The following is a 17,796-nucleotide window of genomic DNA, read 5'->3' as shown; positions in this document are numbered from 1 at the left end:
TAACTCGTCCGCTTACATATATATTGAATATACAAAGAGGCATAAACGGACAACGTAATTTACGGGGAAATAGTTTGCTTCCCTGTCTGTACAGCGCAAAACTCCCCAAACAGGAAAAGACCTGACATATGCCAGGCCTATTCCCGGGGGAGAGAGTAAATCCCTAAGCAGGGTTATTTTACTTCAACTTCTGCTCCGGCCTCTTCCAATTGCTTCCGCAGGGCTTCAGCTTCGTCTTTAGCAACGCCTTCTTTTACCGGTTTCGGTGCGCCGTCAACCAGTTCTTTCGCTTCTTTCAGACCCAGACCTGTCAGATCTTTTACCAGCTTCACAACGGCCAGTTTGCTAGCACCAGCTGATTTCAGGATCACGTCGAATGACGTTTTTTCAGGAGCAGCAGCAGCATCATCGCCACCACCTGCTGCACCACCAGCTACCATTACCGGAGCGGCAGCAGCCGGCTCAATACCGTATTCGTCTTTCAGAATAGCAGCCAGTTCGTTAACTTCTTTTACCGTCAGGTTGACAAGCTGCTCTGCGAACGCTTTCAAATCTGCCATTTTCGTATTCTTGATTAGATTGTTACAAAATTGATTAAAAAATGTACTTGCAAGCCGGATAGCGAACGGTTAAGCCGCTTCGCGTTCCGACAGTGTTTTGAGGATACCGGCCAGTTTGTTGCCACCACCTTGCAGACCAGAAATAACATTCTTGGCGGGCGATTGCAACAGGGCGATAACGTCGGCAATAAGTTCGTTTTTGCTTTTCAGCGTCAACAGCGTATCCAGTTGGTCAGCACCAACGAACAGGCTATAATCAACCGAAGCGCCTTTCAGCTTCAGCTTATCATTACCCGCTTCTTTGCGGTAATCTTTGATGAGCTTCGCAGCAACTTTGCCGGATTCAGCATGAAACATCACGCCCGAGAATCCTTTTAATACCGTACCATCAAAAGCCGAATAATCGGTATCCAGCGTTTCCAGCGCTTTCCGGATCAGCGTGTTTTTTACGACCAGGTATTCAATACCACGGTCAAAACACATCCGGCGCAGCTGATTTACTTCGGCAACCGTCATGCCACTGGCATCGGTGATGTAGAAGTAGGGAACTGCTTTGAACTTCTCGCTCAGTTCCTCAATGATCGCTCCTTTTTCTTCCCGTGTCATGTTACAGTCCTGCTACCGTCGTTTTATCAATTACTACACTCGGACTCATTGTGCTCGACAAATGAATCGTTCTTACATAGGTACCTTTTGAAGACGAAGGTTTCAGCCGCAGCAGTGTCGCAATAATTTCCTGCGCGTTTTCAGCTAATTTATCCGGGCCAAACGATACTTTACCAATGCTAGTGTGGATGATACCGAATTTATCAACTTTGAAGTCGATTTTACCGGCTTTCACTTCACGAACCGCTTTGCCCACCTCTGGTGTTACCGTACCCGATTTCGGGTTTGGCATCAAACCACGTGGACCCAGCACCCGACCTAGCTTACCAACTTTTGCCATGACGTTCGGCATTGTGATAATTACATCAATGTCCGTCCAGCCTTGTTCAATTTTGGTAATGTATTCATCGAGACCTACATAATCAGCACCTGCTTCTTTTGCTTCGGCTTCTTTATCCGGTGTACATAGTACCAGCACCCGAACGGTTTTACCCGTACCGTGTGGCAAGGTAGCTACACCCCGTACCATTTGATCGGCTTTCCGCGGATCAACGCCCAAACGAACATCGATATCAACGGAAGCATCAAACTTCGTATAAGAGATTGTCTTTAAAATCTCGGCTGCCTGCGCCAATGAGTACTCTTTCGCAACGTCATATTTGCCCAGAGCCTCTTTCTGTTTTTTAGTCAGTTTTCCCATGATCTTCTCTGAATTTGACTGCTGAAATTAATTTTCCCAGGGAGCTTTCCCCGATACCGTGATCCCCATACTCCGGGCGGTACCGGCAATCATCTTCATTGCAGCTTCAACGGTGAAAGCGTTCAAATCCGGCATCTTCGTCTCAGCGATTTGCTGTACTTGATCCCAGGATACTGAACCAACTTTATTCCGGTTAGGCTGAGCCGATGCGGTTTTCACCTTAGCGGCTTCCATCAACAGGATGGGTGCAGGCGGTGTTTTGATGACAAAATCAAATGATTTGTCTTTGTAGTACGTGATCAGTACGGGGAGAACCATGCCCATCTTGTCCTGCGTCCGTCCATTGAACTGCTTGCAGAATTCCATGATATTTAAACCCTTGGAACCCAGCGCCGGTCCAATCGGAGGAGAGGGATTGGCTTGTCCACCCTTCACCTGCAATTTCACGTAGCCAGCTACTTCTTTTGCCATTGCTTCTGGTTTGTTACGCTAAGCCCTGCAAATGACTAGCCGTCCAGTGGGAAGCATACGACGGCATTGTCTCGGGCATAGCCAGTTTTTATATTTCCTTTTCTACTTGTGCGTAACTCAATTCTACAGGGGTATTTCTACCAAAAATTTTGACAACGACATTCAGCTTTTTCCGTTCGTCGAACACTTCCTCGACGGTTCCGATAAAGCCGCTGAATGGGCCATCAACTACTTTAACCGATTCTCCTTTCAGGAATGAAACTGTGGGTGTTGCTACTTCCTGCGCTACCTCATCAACTTTACCTAAAATGCGGTTCACTTCTGCCTGACGTAACGGTACGGGAATTTTCGTCGGCCCGTTGGCATTTCCCAGAAAGCCCAAAACGCCGGGCATACTGGTAATCAGGTGCGTCACTTCCCCGTTAGACAGATCAGCTGAAATTAAAATATAACCTGGAAAGAACGTTTTCTCACGAACCCGTTTCTTCCCATTGCGCATTTCGTATACCTTTTCAGAAGGAATCAGAATCTGTGGAACAAAGTCACCCAAACCTTGTCTGGCAATTTCATTTTCCAGATACGATTTGACTTTCTTTTCCTGACCAGAAACGGCCCGGACAACATACCATTTAATTCCGCTTTCCATCGTGAAATAATTACGATTTTAACTGCTACTGTATGATTATTACTACCCAATCACACAGGGGCAATTCTGACCTGGCATCAGAACGATTGATAAAAAAGAGTCAATGCGTTCTCAAATAAAAAGTCGATGCCTCCTACCAGCAATGCAAAGATCAATGAAGCTACCAGTACCAGCGTGGAGCTGGCTTGCAGATCAGTAAACTTTGGCCATGTAACATTATGCTGAACCTCCTCCCAGGAGTCTTTCAGAAATGAGGAAACCTTGTCCATCTGTGATGTGATTGGCACGGGTGGAGAGATTCGAACTCCCATCAACGGTTTTGGAGACCGCTATTCTACCCTTGAACTACACCCGTGTTTAGTAGAAGAAAGAGAAAAGAGGTAAGACAAAAGATTTGAAGTCCAGTCTTTTATCTTATTTCTTTTCTCTTCATCCTTTGTTGCCCGCCGAAACGGACTGCAAAGTTACTAGATATTTAGAAAAAAACAAGTGCATCCCCCGAAAGAAATGCACTTGTTTGCAGCGTTCGACTTAGTCGAGGATTTCGGTTACCTGACCAGCACCAACCGTCCGGCCGCCTTCGCGAATAGCGAAACGCAGACCTTTCTCCATGGCGATCTTGTTGATCAGTTGAACTTCAATCGTGATGTTATCACCCGGCATAACCATCTCAACGTTTTCTGGCAGAGAGATTTCGCCTGTTACGTCCGTCGTACGGAAGTAGAACTGCGGGCGGTATTTGTTAAAGAACGGCGTGTGACGGCCTCCTTCTTCTTTTGACAGAACGTAAACCTCAGCTTTGAATTTAGCGTGGGGTTTTACGGAGCCTGGCTTACAGATTACCATACCACGACGGATATCGGTTTTCTCAATACCACGCAACAGCAAACCTACGTTGTCACCAGCTTCGCCACGGTCCAGAATTTTCCGGAACATTTCAACACCCGTTACAACAGACTTCAGGTTTTCTGCACCCATACCCAGGATCTCAACCGGCTCACCAGAGTTGATGATACCCCGCTCGATACGACCCGTAGCTACCGTACCACGACCTGTGATCGAGAAAACGTCTTCTACCGGCATCAGGAACGGCAGATCCGTTTGACGCGGAGGCAGCGGAATGTAGCTGTCAACGCTTTCCATCAGATCTTCAATGGTTTTTACCCATTTAGCGTCGCCGTTCAGACCACCCAGAGCAGAACCCTGAATAACCGGAATATTGTCGCCGTCGTATTCATAGAAGCTCAACAGTTCGCGGATTTCCATTTCAACGAGTTCCAGCAATTCTGGATCGTCGACCATGTCCACTTTGTTCATGAACACCACCAGCTGAGGAACGCCTACCTGACGAGCCAGCAGGATGTGCTCACGAGTCTGAGGCATTGGGCCGTCAGTAGCAGCTACAACCAGGATAGCACCGTCCATCTGAGCAGCACCCGTAACCATGTTTTTCACATAGTCAGCGTGGCCCGGGCAGTCGACGTGTGCATAGTGACGGTTTGCCGTCTGATATTCTACGTGTGAGGTATTGATCGTAATACCCCGCTCTCTTTCTTCCGGTGCGTTGTCGATTGACGAGAAATCGCGTTTTTCAGCCAGACCTTTTTCTGACAACACTTTTGTGATGGCAGCGGTCAGCGTCGTTTTACCGTGGTCAACGTGACCAATCGTACCAATATTGACGTGCGGCTTGGAACGGTCAAAATTTTCTTTAGCCATTGTTGGAAAAGCTTAAATTGAACTGGTTATTAATTATTTGAAATTTAGCCGTTTCTGAGCCGTTGAGGGGATTTGAACCCCTGACCTCTTCCTTACCAAGGAAGTGCTCTACCCCTGAGCTACAACGGCTTTTGTACTGCTTTACTACGAAAATGAATAGTGTAAAAATGAAAATGATTGACTCGTCACATTCACCATACACTATTCATTATCTGGAGCGGGAGACGGGGCTCGAACCCGCCACCTGAAGCTTGGAAGGCTACCGCTCTACCAAATGAGCTACTCCCGCTTTTTTGCTTAAAGTATGTCGACTTATACCTTAAACTTTTTACTGTGGGGAGTGGAGGATTCGAACCTCCGAAGGCGTTCGCCAGCAGATTTACAGTCTGATCCATTTGGCCACTCTGGAAACTCCCCTTATTAGCCTAAAAACACACTTTTTATCGTGTCCCCGCTGGCACATCGGCCAATGGAGTTGCAAAATTACATCCTTTTTTTGCTAAGTCAACTATTACCTTAAAATAAATTTAGATTTCTATTCGAATTGACAAAAAAGAACCGCACCCGATTACTTCGGATGCGGCTAAAAATAGAGAGAAATTTATAAACCAATGCCAAAACTTAGCGCCCGAACGTCTGGACCTTTCCCAGCCTGAAATAATGGATTTAAATCGTATTTGAAGAAAAAGTTGGTACGGGCTATACCCAGATGGGCAATCAAACCATATCGAAAATCATTCAGGTAAAAATTAGAATGCTGCCGTTCCTTGTTGCCGTCCTGCTCCTTAATTTTTGTATAGCTATCGACCCGGTATCCACCATAGACCCCGAAGCCTAAATGTCCTAATTTACGCCCACTACTGTTATAAAAGCTGAGCCGAGGCACGACCGGTAGGTTTACAGAACAAACCGTCAGCTTGCTTTTTTGCAGGTTCCTTCCGGCATCGCTGAACTGCACCCCATCCGTGGCTTTCTGGACAATTACATCATTCTCAAACATGTAATTATTCCAGGATACCTCCACGCCATAAAACAGCTTGAAGGAAACGTGCTGGCTTCGGGCAATGGTTGGCGCCTGACTAAGAGCCAGACTGATATAACGGGATCCCAGCGGTCGAAGCTGATAATTTTCGGTTGGATAATTTGCCGTGGTTTTTTTCTGCACCAGCGTATTCAGCCCGAGCCCGTTCCCCCCTACTCCAATATCCCAACTGTCTTTTTTACGACGGCGACTCCGACTGCGGCTGGACCAATTTGAGTCTTCGTCATCATTGGAGCGATCATAATTTCTGCCTTCCGATTCTTTTATGGTTACCCGTACCTCGCCGTCTTTCTGCGTTACAACCAGTACGGTATCCTGCAAATACCGCTGCACCTTGTTTTCATCAATCACGATAAACGTTTCGCCTGCCCGTGCCGAATCCAGTTTCAGACCCATATCACGAATGATCTTGTTTATATCATAATTGGACAACTGCCGGATTCCTTCTTTATCGCTGGAGTGTATCACTAATCGGGTTTTATTACCAAATAAAATAACCAGCGAATCAGCTTTTAAACTTTCGGGCGCAGCCCAGGCCAGACTTCCGAACAGGATTAGTAGGGTGGTGAATACGGATTTCATCGTTCTATTTGTTGTTTGAGTTTTTTCGAAATGTGTTATACCGCAGGTTATCGTAGGAGTCGGAAAGTTTTTCTTTACCCTCCTGCACTTTTTCACTTGCCCGAGCCATCAATGTCCCCGGCTGAATACCTACTTCTCTCCACTCGACGGGTTCACCGGCTTTCAGCTTGTTTAATTGCCGCAGCACCCGTCCAATCCGGAAGCGCTTTTTCCTGGGTTGTTCTTCATCGGTTTCATTTAAATCGGAAGCCTGTGGCTCTGTTGTCGCTACTAGTTCATTCGCTTCAATTGCCGGCGTTGCAATTTTAACGACCAGTGTTCGCTCAGACTCCTTTTTGTCTACCTCCGCAATCTGTACGTCAGGCGTTGGCTGATCTTCTACTGCAACCGTTGGAACGGGTGCCTCTATTGCCTGAGGTCTTTCGATCGCTTGAATCGGCTGACGAGAGGCTTTTGTTGCTGTAGTTCTGCGAACAACGGGTTTATTAGAAGCGATAACGGGTTCTTCAGCCGGTTCGATGACCGCTGTTTGCGGAGCTGGCCCAATCGTTATTTTATCTGGTCTTGCCTTTTTAATTACCTGTTGCGCCATTTGGTTGGTACCCGTATTTGTTTCGACAGGCCCGTTTCCTGACCACATCCACCACGACACCAGCAGTACGGTAGCCACACTGGCAGCTGAAGCGTACCACCAGACAAACGACGAATGGCGTGCTTCTTTGGCATTCATGCGACGTTGCAACTCTTCCCACGTTGCTCTTTCCGGCTTTAAACCGTGCTCTCTTAGCTGCCTGGCAAACAGATCGTCAATAGGATGCTTGCTCATAACTTATCGATTTTTTTTTTACTTCTGCCTGCGCTACCAACCTTTGCAAAAGTGCCCGGGCGCGGTGCAGTTGTGACTTGGATGTGCTTTCCGTTATCCCCAGCACGTCGGCTATTTCGGCGTGGCTATAGCCTTCAATGGCATACAGGTTAAATACGGTTTTATAACCGGCTGGTAATTCTTCAAGCAGATTCAGGAGGTCTTCGGCCAATAAATTTTGATCGGCATATACAGGATCAGCATCGGCAGGCGCATCATCCAGCGCAACCTCGGCCCGCCATTGTTTGTTTCGGCGCAAATACATCAGAGACTCATTCACCATGACCCGTCGAATCCACCCCTCAAAACTACCTTCGTTCTTATATTGGCCTATTTTTTCAAAAACCCGCATAAAACCGTCCATTAGTATTTCTTCCGCTTCGTAGCGATTGGATACATACCGGACACATACCGTCAGCATCTTTGATGCATACCGATCATACAACGTCTTCTGCGCCCGGCTATCCGCCCGTTGCAGTGCCGCTACCAGCTGCGTTTCCGTTGTGTATCCCAGTAATCGTCGAATCATGCTGGTCAATAACCGTTTTCAATAACAAGATGCAAACCGGTCCTCCGCAGGTTGCACGGTCTCCAAAATTTTTCCAAAAAAATAAGCCCGACCAAATGGCCGGGCCTGAAACCGTTAAAATTCTGTTCGTTTTTCGGGATCGTATGAAATTCCGGATACATAGTGTAGCCAAAGAATTCGAGAAAGACGAAAGTTCATTGGCGTAATTAAGACCAGCAGAGGACAAATGATCAGCACGTATGTCCAGCCATCGGGGTCGTTGAGTCCATAAAAAATTAAGAAACCCGCTACCAGCGCAACTGCTCCCGATAACGCATAACTGACAAACATGGCTCCCCAGAAATATCCCGGCTCAATTTCGTAACGTAATCCGCAGTTTGGACAGTGCTCGTACATTTCATCGAAACGCCGGATGTTGTATAACGAATATTTGAAGATTTTACCCTGTCTACATCGAGGACATAGCCCGGCGGACACGGCTTGAGATTTCGAGACGTTTGCCATGTTCTTTTTTGCTGGTTCTAATCCATAAGAAAATAATAACGGCGACCAGCAGATACGGCGTTACAAATAAATACAGAATGCCTGTATTCAAACCGACAGCAACCTGATTTCGCCCGTTACTCATTGTGCTTTCTACCGTACCCCGGCACATGGCGCATTGAGCTAACGTATCTGCTATGGTTAAAAAATATACGATCCCGAGCGCCAGAAAACCTTTCCAACTTTTCATATCCCAGAGATTAATGTCGATAATAAGGGGCTATCATAAAGTAAACGATTACACCCGTAATACTGACATACAGCCAGATGGGGTATGCCCACCGTACAACGGCTTTGTGTTTTGCAATCTGGCCGCTCAACGCAAAATAAACCGCACGAAGTACAAACCAAACCACAACAACCGATAATATGATATGGCTAATTAGTAAAAAGTAATAAACCGGCCGAACGATCCCCTGCCCGCCAAAGGGCGTTGAGTCATTTGACAGGTGATAGAGAACATAGCTAACCAGAAACAAAGAGCCCAGCGTAAAGGCCAGCAGCATGGCATTCCGGTGTGCGCTGATGTTTTTCTGCTTAATAAAGTAAAGCCCGGCCAGCAGAAGCCCGGTCGTTAAGGAATTGATAACGGCATTAATATGCGGTAAATAGGTCGTCCACGCACCCAAATCTACTTTCTGCCTGATGCCCAGCAGGACCGCAACGACCACCGGAATGACAACGGCCAGCACGTTGATCAGCCGATTGTATTTTTTATTTTGTTCAATTTGCAAGGTTACCATGTACAGCTGAGCTTATCACTTTGAAATGATATCTAATAAAACCCGCGTTTCCAGTACCAACCGATCGATATCCTCTTTATCGGTACCGTTATAAAAACCCCGGATGTGCCCTTCGGGATCTATTAATACCAACCCCTCATATAACGTAAAAGTTTCGTTCTTCCGACCAGTCATCGGGCGTTGTTTGATCCGGTAATATTGCTCCGCAATAAATGTCGTTTCCAGGGTATCTGGTTTAGCAATCAGCCATTTATCAGGCTGCACTTCATACGACTTCCTAAGGTGCTCCGCTACCGAATCACGATCAACGTACGAAAGCAACATTACTTCGGGCCGTTCGGCGAAAATATCCTGAACGCGGTTTAATTGCGCAGCCACTTTTGAACAGGTCGTATCACAGTCTAATCCAATAAAGGACGCGATATACGGTTTACCCTTCAGTAGATTTGTGGAGAAACCCTTTTGATCCGGCAGGGTACCAGCAATCTCGGGTATGGCATAAAATACCGTATCCTGCGCCTTACTGCCAAAAAAAGTGTTCTGGGCAGGCCGGGTTTCAATCTTGCCCGTTTTTGCATCGATAACAGGAAAAAACGTTTGTAGCGTAAACTGGTTTTCCCCGAATATCTTCAGAAATAAAAAAATAAAAGCCGGAACCACCAACAGGAGCAGGAGGGTTCCGGCCTTTAAAAGACGCGCCATATTATTTTGCGATGTAGATGAAACCGCCCTCCATTAGCAGGGCAAGCATCAGCCAGACGACGAAAATGCAGGGCAGAATGATCGCCCAGATAAGTGACTTAGTTTCGTGCTTCAAGTGCATAAACTCTCCAACAATGTAGAAAGCTTTTACAATGGTCATCAAAACGAAAATCGACGTTTTTAAGAACCCGGCATTAAGGGTAAACGCAATTAAAAATTCAAAAGCCGTCAGCACAGAAAGAATAATGAACGTCTTCCAGATGCCTTTGGTTTGCGGCTCAGCAATGACGCCGTGTTCGTGATCGTGGTGATGTGAGCTATGATCTGCCATGACTTTATATCATTGAAAAGGTTAAACCAGATAGAAGAACGTAAAGACAAATACCCAGACCAGATCGACAAAGTGCCAGTACAGACCTACCTTCTCTACCATTTCATAATGGCCCCGACGCTCATACAAACCGAAAGAAGTCCGGTAGAAAATCAGAATGTTCAGGACAACACCACTCAATACGTGTGTTCCGTGGAAGCCGGTGATGAAAAAGAACAGATCCGCAAAAGCCGGCGGCCCATATTGGTTTTCAACCAGGTTGGCCCCAAAGATGGTACGCTCTACCCATTGCCCATTGACAATCTCCCGGATAACCGTTCCTTCATCTGTTCCATGAATAAAGTGTGACCATTCCCAGGCCTGGCTGCCTAAGAAAGTGATTCCACCCAAAATCGTCCAAAGCATGTACTTTTCAACAGCGGCCCGATCCATCCGGTGACCAGCCTCAACGGCTAATACCATCGTTACAGACGAGAAGATCAGGATAAACGTCATGATACCGACGAATACCAGCGGCAATTCCATGCCATGCAGGAAAGGAACGGCTTCATACACTTTTTCCGGAATAGGCCAGTAGAGGTTTGAGAAGTGGAACTCCCCATGAACAGCGGGGTCATACGCCGGATAACTGAAGCGAATTAGCCCGTAGGTAACCAATAAAGCCGAAAAAGTGAAAGTATCCGAAATCAGGAAGAACCACATCATGAGCTTACCGTAGCTCGCTTTCATCGGTTCTACCCCACCCATCCAGGTCTTCTTGTCAAATACTGGAGCGTCGGTTGTTGCAGTAGCAGCCATGCTTTACAGAAATTGAATCAATTAAAATACAATAAAAAGCCAAATAAATAAACCCACAGAACATCCAGAAAATGCCAGTAAGTCGCACAAATTTCAATCTGGTTCAGGTTTTTGGCATGGATTTTCAGCTTGAAAGCGGCCCGTAATGCAAATAAAATTATAATAAGACCGCTAATAAGGTGAAAAGCATGGAGACCGGTAAAAACGTACATAAACGATCCGGCAGGATTGCCGACAAAAAATACGTTTTGAGCTACCAGATCCTGCCAACCCAAGAATTGCATAACCAAAAAGGCCAATCCAAACGCAAAAGTAATAGAAATTGCTGTTCTCAATACCCCGAAATCATCTTTTTTTGCCGCTTTATATGCCCAATGCATAGAAACGCTGCTGATAAGGAGAACTACCGTGCTGTACCAAAAAATAGACGGTATTTCAAACTCCAGCCAGTTACCTTCCGCCCGTCGAACAAGGTAAGCACTTGTCATGGCCGCAAATAGCATTACAATACTCACAACGAAGAGCCATAGGATGAACTTTTTAGGGTTCATCGACAAGGTTTCCTCGGGCTCCTCCGCCACTGCCATAATTTTAACCGTTTCGCTCATAGTTTGTTATAATTTGTCCAACAGGAACGCAATCTGGACAATCGGCAAATACAGAAATGATCCAAACATAATCTGCAAAGCCGCTTTGTCCGTTCGCTTTCTCATTAAATAGAACGTCTGAGCTAAAAATAGAATTCCGCAAACTGTCGCTACCACCGCTGAATTTATACCGGTCATGCCCAGTTCGTAAGGCAGCCACCCCACGGGTAAGAGACATAACGTACAAATCATAATCTGTAACGCTGTACTCTCATCTTTACCTCCTACAGAGGGCAGCAGTTTAAAACCAGCTTTTTTATAATCATTGTCTGCAACCCAGGCAATAGCCCAGAAATGTGGAAACTGCCAGAAGAATTGGATTGCAAACAGGATGCCGGGCTCCAAACCGTAATGATTCGTTGCCGCAACCCAACCAATCATGGGAGGGAATGCTCCGGGCAAAGCTCCTACAAATACCGCAATAGGCCCCACACGCTTCAAGGGAGTATACACAAACCCATATAAAAGCAGCGACAGGACGGACAAGGCACAAGCCCGTAGGTTAAAGAAAGCGATGAATAAGTAACAGGCAATTACAAACAGCACAAAGGCGTAAATCGCAGCCTCCTGAACGCTCAAACGCCCCATTGGAAGCGGCCGCCCCGCCGTTCGTTTCATTAACTTATCATACTCTTTTTCAATAATCTGATTAATGATATTTGCGGCTCCTGTCATAGCCAGTGACGCAATGAACAGCATTCCTAATTTCAGCCAGTCGATGCGGTGTACAGCTAAGCTATAACCAAACATCCCGGATAGCGCTACGAAAGCCGACAAACGAAACTTTAATAATTCAAAATAGGCTTTGCTTTTTAAAGCAAATGAACCGATTCCAACGCTTTTAGTTTGTTGCATTCTATACTTTTGAATAATGAGGCAGATGAACCGCCTGATTCTTAATTAATCGATCGGCATTTAACAGTAGCAACGCCGTGAATTGTATCCCCAAAATAACAATCGCCAACGTCAAGTGAATCGGTTGTGCAATGGCTGGAACTGCAAAATAAGCCAACACCATGCCAGATAGAATCTCTATGACAACTAATGCAATTAGAGCGTTTGTCAGCCTAGACAGCAGCCCCGTCTCTCTCGAATGTTTCCTTAATTGGTAAATGGCGGCTAAATGAAAGGCTAAGATAATCAATGAGAAGGTGCGATGGATGTAGAAACGATAATCCAGGCTATCAATCCACCGATGCCGTTCAGTGTAACCAATCCGCTGAATGACTTCATCAATTGCTTCGCGAACCTGGGTTCCTATTAACACCTGAATTACTGACAGGATCATAGTCCAGAGCAAAATCTGATTGACCCATGCTTTGCTTCCGGTGATTGGCTCAATCTTAATATGTCCACCGTAAGAAACCGTCATGACATAGAGAAGAGCAAAAACAACCAGAATGGCCAGCAGCATGTGCAGTGTCACCAGATACGGAGCTAACTCCGTTGCGACAACACGCGACCCCAGCCAGCCATTTAAGCCGATCAATATAAAAGATAACAGGCTTCCATAGAAAACCCGTTTATCCTTCTTTAAATATGAAATGGACGTGATCAGCAGGGCAAACACCAGCAAGCCAGAAAACGCACCCACTAACCGGTTTACATATTCAATCCAGGTCTTGGCTGCGTTAAATTCTATTTCGCCCTTCAGTTTGGCTCCGTAGATTTCCTGATAATTAGGCGGCAACTGAGATGCTTCTGTGGGTGGTATCCATCTTCCAAAACATCTCGGCCAATCTGGACAGCCCATTCCGGAGCCCGTACTTCTAACAATACCACCTGCAATAATAACCAGATAGATGGTGATAACCGTTAGTAAGGCCAGACGCCGGAACAGGTGTTCACGTTTATTAGTGAGGCTGTTTGAACTGGTCATTATAGTTCTGTGCCTCGATCTCTTTTTCCAGGGCAATCAGAGCATTCTCATGCGGCAGATTGGATTCCGGAGTTTGAGAATAAGGAACGTTCTGCGGGATAAAATCGTCGTTTGCTCCCGGTTTGCTGTAATCATATGGCCAGCGATAAACTGCCGGAATTTCGCCCGGCCAGTTGCCGTGTCCCGGATTTACCGGAGTTGTCCACTCCAACGTATTTGAACGCCATGGATTCTGAGGAGCTTTTCTTCCACGGAAAATGCTGTAGAAGAAGTTCCAAAGAAATAGAAACTGCGCTGCGAAGGTAAAGATGGCCGCTATACTTACGAACATATTCAAATCTCCAAACGTCCGGAAGGCTTCATACGAGGTGAATGAATAATACCGACGAGGGAAACCGGCAATACCGATATAGTGCATTGGGAAGAACACCAGATAGATTCCGACGAAAGTGAACCAGAAGTGAATATAACCCAACGTTTTATTCATCATGCGTCCGAAGAACTTCGGGAACCAGTGGTATACCCCGGCCAGGAAGCCAAACGCTGATGCGGCTCCCATTACTAAGTGGAAGTGAGCCACAACGAAGTACGTATCGTGCAGCTGAATATCCAGTGCACTGTTTCCAAGGATAATACCCGTCAAACCACCAGAGATAAAGAAGGATACCAGACCGATGGAGAAAAGCATGGCGGGGGTAAACACAATGTTACCGCGCCATAGCGTCGTAATATAGTTGAACGCTTTCACCGCCGATGGAACAGCGATAATCAGCGTCAGGAACATAAAGATCGAGCCCAGGAACGGGTTCATACCGGTTACGAACATATGGTGCGCCCATACAATAAATGCCAGGAAGGCAATACCGATCATGGAGGCAATCATGGCCCGATAACCAAATATGGGTTTACGGGAGTTCGTAGCGATGATTTCAGACGTAATTCCCAGTGCTGGCAAAAGGACGATATACACTTCCGGGTGCCCCAGGAACCAGAATAAGTGCTGGAACAGGATTGGGCTACCACCTACGTTAGGCAGCGCTTCACCACCAATGTAAATTTCTGACAGGTAGAAGCTGGTTCCCATGCTCCGGTCAAAAATCAGCAAAAGAGCAGCTGACAAAAGAACCGGGAACGAAATCAACCCTAAAACAGCCGTCAGCAGGAACGCCCATATCGTCAGGGGCATCTTGCTAAATGACATCCCCCGGGTCCGCAGGTTGATAACGGTAGTAATGTAGTTAATACCGCCCAGCAATTGCGAAACAATAAACAAGGCCATAGAGATCAGCCACAGGCTCATCCCAAGCCCTGAACCGGACATAGCTTGTGGTAAAGCACTCAACGGAGGATAAATTACCCACCCTCCTGATGCCGGACCTGTTTCAATAAACAGTGACCCAAACATGATAACACTGGATAAGAAGAAGAACCAGTATGAAAGCATGTTTAAGAAGCCAGATGCCATATCGCGTGCACCAACTTGCAGAGGAATCAAGAAGTTACTGAATGTTCCACTCAACCCGGCTGTTAACACAAAAAATACCATGATGGTACCGTGCATGGTAACCAGTGCCAGATAGAATTCTTTATCCAGCTTTCCAGAGTCGTCAATCCAGTTTCCAAGGATTGGACGGAGCCATTCCAGGTTCAAATTGGGGAAACCCAATTGTAAACGGAACAGAATGGACAGCGAAGCTCCAATAATGGCCCAGAAAACACCTGAGAACATATATTGCTTCGCAATTACCTTGTGGTCCTCCGAGAAAATATATTTCCTGATAAAACTTAGCTCTTCGTGGTGATCATGTTCTTCAACATGAGCCGCGGCTGCTGCGTTCGTTTCAACGGATGCCATAATATCTAATTTTATAAGGTCGCTATGCTTGAGTTAATCGATTATCGCAGCGCTGCACTCGGTGCTGCTCCGGCACCTTCTTCAGCTGGTGCCGCTGTACTGTCGGACGGTGCTTGAGCCCCTGCGTCTGCCGGTATGTATTTAGCGGCTTTTGCTTTCAGCTTATCCGGAACCCGGGCCAGATAATCCGGGTTCTTTGTCAACCACGGTTTCTGTTGGGCCATCCATTTGTTATACGATTCTTCGTCTTCTACAACCAGTGTAGTCCGCATGGAGAAGTGCCCCTGTCCACAAACTTCTGTACAGGCAATTTCATATTTGAAATCTGGATTGCCGGTTTCGTTGCGCATCTCATCCGTCGTTTTATCGGCAATAAACCAGAACCGTGTTGGCATACCCGGTACCGCATCCATTTTTACGCGCATGTGCGGAATAAAAACGCTGTGCAGAACATCTCTGGCACGGATCTTTAATAACACAGGCCGGTTCACGGGAATATGCATCTCCGTTGATGTAGTAACATCATCAAAAGAGGCTTCGTCCTCCAGATCAAGACCTATAACATTGTTGGCATCAATCAATTTGTAATTGTAGTTACCCAACTTGTTATTATCGACGCCTGGATACCGCATTTCCCAGTTGAATTGTCTTCCAACAATTTCAATGTTCAATGCATTTTCGGGCGCTTCGCTTGTAATATCGCGCCATGCCCGCCAGCCTGTAAATACCAGCAACGCCATAACGACAGCCGGAATAACCGTCCAGATCAACTCCAGTTTATGGTTTTCCGGATAATACGTTGCTTTATGACCCTTACGGTATTGATATTTATAAGCAAAGAAGAACAAAAGCGCATTCGTTACAACAAAGGCAATCGTAATAATTGCCATTACCAGCCAGAACAGGCCATCGGTATGACGACCATGAGGAGAAGAGGCCTCGGGCAGGAAATACTGCCGAGCATGTAAAAACGACCAGGCAACAGCTATAGCTCCTACAACAAAAAAGCCAATAAACAAAAATGCGTTAACACGATTGCCAGTTCCTCCGATACGTTCAATTTCTTCGGTAGTATCACCAGCATTGACGCCTTTTAGAATAGAGGTCAATCGCGTCAGTACCAGAATAGCCAGTACCAGAAATACTAACGACAACAGTCCTACAACGTAAACCATAGTAATCTGAGAATGAATATGAATACAAAAAGTACTGGTTTCTAAATATCGTGGTGCAATGATTCTTCCAACATCGGGTGATTTTTCGGAATCAGGTTTGCCTTCGCTAATTGAGTTGAAACAGACCAGATAAAGGCACAGGCAAAAATCAGAATCATTCCGAACTCAATTGGCCCAAAGCCTCCATGCTCACCCACCGTACCCGGCATGATGTTCGTATAGAAGTCAAAATAGTGCCCCACAATAATCCCCCAACAGGCAATCTTCAGAATAATCGGCGTCCGTTTGGCATCGCGCGTCATCAGCACCAGGAAGGGGAACACAAAACATAGCAACAAATTAATAAAGAATGGAGCTTTGTAGATACCTCCATAACCACTAAAGCGTTCCCGGTAGTAAATAGTTTCTTCCGGAAGGTTAGCGTAATAAATGAGCATAAACTGAGCAAACCATACATAAGCCCAGAAAATACTGAAGGCAAACATGAATTTACCTAAATCATGTAAATGGCTCGCATTTACGGCTTTTAACAAGCCTTTTTCTTTTAGATTTACGATAATTAACGTAATAATCGCCAATCCCGTTACGTGCCAGCTTGCCAGCGTATACCAACCAAACATGGTACTGAACCAGTGGGTGTCAATCGACATCACCAGATCCCAGGCCGACGTTGATGAGGTTACGGCAAATACAACTAAAAAGGCCGTTCCGTACTTGATGCTCTTCTCATAGTACTCCGTTCCTCCTTCGAGGTCTTCCTTCAACGAGTAGTTACGGACAACACGCCATAACCAGTACCAGGCTACGAAGTATATAACCAATCGAATAACGAAAAACGGTGTATTTAAAAAGCCTTTCTTTCCTGCAATGATTGGATCATATTCTGGCCCGCCGACTTCGTATAGCCCTTCATGAGTCCAGTGGAATAGATCGTGTCCAGCCACAAAGAAAGTAATTAGCATAACAACGCCGATTACTGGTAAAAAGGCAGGCAGTGCTTCGGGCACCCGTTTGAATACAGCCGACCACCCAGCCTGAGCCAGGTAGTTGTAAGCAATAAAGAACATTCCAATGACAGATGCACCCAGGAAGTAAACGCTGTTTACCCAAACGTTTGCCCACAAACGGGTCGTCCATTTATAGTGATGTCCTTCGGCAGCAGCGGCCCCGTGGGCCGCTTCGTGACCATGAGCCGCAGCGCCATGAGTAGCTGCTGCGTGTTCATGTCCCCCCACGCCTTTTGCGGCCAGGAAAGCACCAATACCAACCAGCACGACGCCAGCAACGATGCCGATGGTCAGATTTCGCTTGCTTTCGGCTGTAAATTCAAATTGTTCGTCGACAGACGGGATTGAATGTGTATGAGCCATTCTTTTTTTGAACTATAATGATTCTTCCAATAG

Annotated in this window: 22 protein-coding genes and 4 tRNA genes; all 26 read right to left on the bottom strand. The window is 46.2% G+C overall.

What is annotated here, in order from left to right; all coding sequences use genetic code 11:
- Positions 1–173: 173 nt before the first annotated feature.
- Positions 174–560 carry a 50S ribosomal protein L7/L12 gene (rplL, locus tag LX87_RS01555; RefSeq protein WP_111626412.1) on the bottom strand — a complete coding sequence of 129 codons (387 nt, stop codon included), beginning with the start codon at positions 558–560 and terminating at the stop codon, positions 174–176.
- 69 nt (positions 561–629) lie between these two features.
- Positions 630–1,166, bottom strand: coding sequence for a 50S ribosomal protein L10 (gene rplJ / locus LX87_RS01550; RefSeq protein ID WP_111626411.1), 537 nt, complete (start codon positions 1,164–1,166; stop codon positions 630–632).
- Position 1,167: 1 nt separating this feature from the next.
- Positions 1,168–1,866 carry a 50S ribosomal protein L1 gene (gene rplA, locus LX87_RS01545; RefSeq protein ID WP_111626410.1) on the bottom strand — a complete coding sequence of 233 codons (699 nt, stop codon included), beginning with the start codon at positions 1,864–1,866 and terminating at the stop codon, positions 1,168–1,170.
- Positions 1,867–1,893: 27 nt separating this feature from the next.
- Positions 1,894–2,337: a 50S ribosomal protein L11 gene (rplK, locus tag LX87_RS01540; protein WP_111626409.1), complete on the bottom strand. Its 444-nt coding sequence runs from the start codon at positions 2,335–2,337 to the stop codon at positions 1,894–1,896.
- 88 nt (positions 2,338–2,425) lie between these two features.
- The gene (gene nusG / locus LX87_RS01535; RefSeq protein ID WP_111626408.1) at positions 2,426–2,983 is read right to left on the bottom strand and encodes a transcription termination/antitermination protein NusG; all 558 of its coding nucleotides are present in this window, start codon (positions 2,981–2,983) and stop codon (positions 2,426–2,428) included.
- A 77-nt stretch (positions 2,984–3,060) separates the two neighbouring features.
- Positions 3,061–3,252, bottom strand: a complete 192-nt coding sequence (gene secE, locus LX87_RS01530; protein ID WP_111626407.1) for a preprotein translocase subunit SecE — start codon at positions 3,250–3,252, stop codon at positions 3,061–3,063.
- A gap of 12 nt (positions 3,253–3,264) precedes the next feature.
- A tRNA-Trp gene (locus LX87_RS01525) sits at positions 3,265–3,338 on the bottom strand.
- Between the two features lie 176 nt (positions 3,339–3,514).
- Positions 3,515–4,702, bottom strand: coding sequence for an elongation factor Tu (gene tuf / locus LX87_RS01520; RefSeq protein ID WP_111626406.1), 1,188 nt, complete (start codon positions 4,700–4,702; stop codon positions 3,515–3,517).
- 57 nt (positions 4,703–4,759) lie between these two features.
- Positions 4,760–4,831 (bottom strand) — tRNA-Thr (locus tag LX87_RS01515).
- 84 nt (positions 4,832–4,915) lie between these two features.
- Positions 4,916–4,991, bottom strand: a tRNA-Gly gene (locus tag LX87_RS01510).
- 45 nt (positions 4,992–5,036) lie between these two features.
- Positions 5,037–5,119 (bottom strand) — tRNA-Tyr (locus LX87_RS01505).
- 184 nt (positions 5,120–5,303) lie between these two features.
- A complete protein-coding gene (locus LX87_RS01500; RefSeq protein ID WP_111626405.1) occupies positions 5,304–6,326 on the bottom strand; it encodes an outer membrane beta-barrel protein in 1,023 nt (340 codons plus the stop codon).
- Positions 6,327–6,330: 4 nt separating this feature from the next.
- On the bottom strand, positions 6,331–7,152 hold the full coding sequence (locus LX87_RS01495) for a hypothetical protein (RefSeq protein WP_111626404.1): 822 nt from the start codon (positions 7,150–7,152) through the stop codon (positions 6,331–6,333).
- Entirely contained in the window at positions 7,133–7,720 is a 588-nt protein-coding gene (locus tag LX87_RS01490; RefSeq protein ID WP_111626403.1) for an RNA polymerase sigma factor, read from the bottom strand. The genes LX87_RS01495 and LX87_RS01490 overlap by 20 nt, the downstream gene beginning before the upstream one ends.
- A 114-nt stretch (positions 7,721–7,834) precedes the next feature.
- On the bottom strand, positions 7,835–8,116 hold the full coding sequence (locus tag LX87_RS01485; protein WP_229310508.1) for a DUF983 domain-containing protein: 282 nt from the start codon (positions 8,114–8,116) through the stop codon (positions 7,835–7,837).
- Between the two features lie 52 nt (positions 8,117–8,168).
- On the bottom strand, positions 8,169–8,453 hold the full coding sequence (locus LX87_RS01480) for a CAMCR motif-containing small membrane protein (RefSeq protein ID WP_111626401.1): 285 nt from the start codon (positions 8,451–8,453) through the stop codon (positions 8,169–8,171).
- Between the two features lie 10 nt (positions 8,454–8,463).
- Positions 8,464–9,006 carry a DUF420 domain-containing protein gene (locus LX87_RS01475; RefSeq protein WP_111626400.1) on the bottom strand — a complete coding sequence of 181 codons (543 nt, stop codon included), beginning with the start codon at positions 9,004–9,006 and terminating at the stop codon, positions 8,464–8,466.
- 15 nt (positions 9,007–9,021) lie between these two features.
- A complete protein-coding gene (locus tag LX87_RS01470; RefSeq protein ID WP_111626399.1) occupies positions 9,022–9,708 on the bottom strand; it encodes an SCO family protein in 687 nt (228 codons plus the stop codon).
- Between the two features lies 1 nt (position 9,709).
- Entirely contained in the window at positions 9,710–10,039 is a 330-nt protein-coding gene (locus LX87_RS01465) for a cytochrome C oxidase subunit IV family protein (RefSeq protein ID WP_111626398.1), read from the bottom strand.
- A gap of 21 nt (positions 10,040–10,060) precedes the next feature.
- Positions 10,061–10,837, bottom strand: a complete 777-nt coding sequence (locus LX87_RS01460; protein ID WP_111626397.1) for a cytochrome c oxidase subunit 3 — start codon at positions 10,835–10,837, stop codon at positions 10,061–10,063.
- 17 nt (positions 10,838–10,854) lie between these two features.
- Complete coding sequence (locus LX87_RS01455; protein ID WP_111626396.1) at positions 10,855–11,445, bottom strand: cytochrome c oxidase subunit 3; 591 nt, start codon at positions 11,443–11,445, stop codon at positions 10,855–10,857.
- Positions 11,446–11,451: 6 nt separating this feature from the next.
- On the bottom strand, positions 11,452–12,339 hold the full coding sequence (cyoE, locus tag LX87_RS01450; protein WP_111626395.1) for a heme o synthase: 888 nt from the start codon (positions 12,337–12,339) through the stop codon (positions 11,452–11,454).
- A 1-nt stretch (position 12,340) separates the two neighbouring features.
- On the bottom strand, positions 12,341–13,363 hold the full coding sequence (locus tag LX87_RS01445; protein ID WP_111626394.1) for a COX15/CtaA family protein: 1,023 nt from the start codon (positions 13,361–13,363) through the stop codon (positions 12,341–12,343).
- The gene (locus LX87_RS01440; RefSeq protein ID WP_111626393.1) at positions 13,338–15,218 is read right to left on the bottom strand and encodes a cytochrome c oxidase subunit I; all 1,881 of its coding nucleotides are present in this window, start codon (positions 15,216–15,218) and stop codon (positions 13,338–13,340) included. Before LX87_RS01440 ends, LX87_RS01445 begins: the two co-directional genes overlap by 26 nt.
- 41 nt (positions 15,219–15,259) lie before the next feature.
- A complete protein-coding gene (coxB, locus tag LX87_RS01435) occupies positions 15,260–16,393 on the bottom strand; it encodes a cytochrome c oxidase subunit II (protein ID WP_111626392.1) in 1,134 nt (377 codons plus the stop codon).
- A 41-nt stretch (positions 16,394–16,434) separates the two neighbouring features.
- Positions 16,435–17,763, bottom strand: coding sequence for a quinol:cytochrome C oxidoreductase (locus LX87_RS01430; protein ID WP_111626391.1), 1,329 nt, complete (start codon positions 17,761–17,763; stop codon positions 16,435–16,437).
- Positions 17,764–17,796 lie beyond the last annotated feature (33 nt).

The organism is Larkinella arboricola (genome assembly GCF_003259745.1).
GTDB classification, from domain to species: domain Bacteria; phylum Bacteroidota; class Bacteroidia; order Cytophagales; family Spirosomataceae; genus Larkinella; species Larkinella arboricola.
The sequence above is the reverse complement of the archived record's forward strand: the minus strand, read 5'-3'. Positions and strand labels throughout refer to the sequence as shown.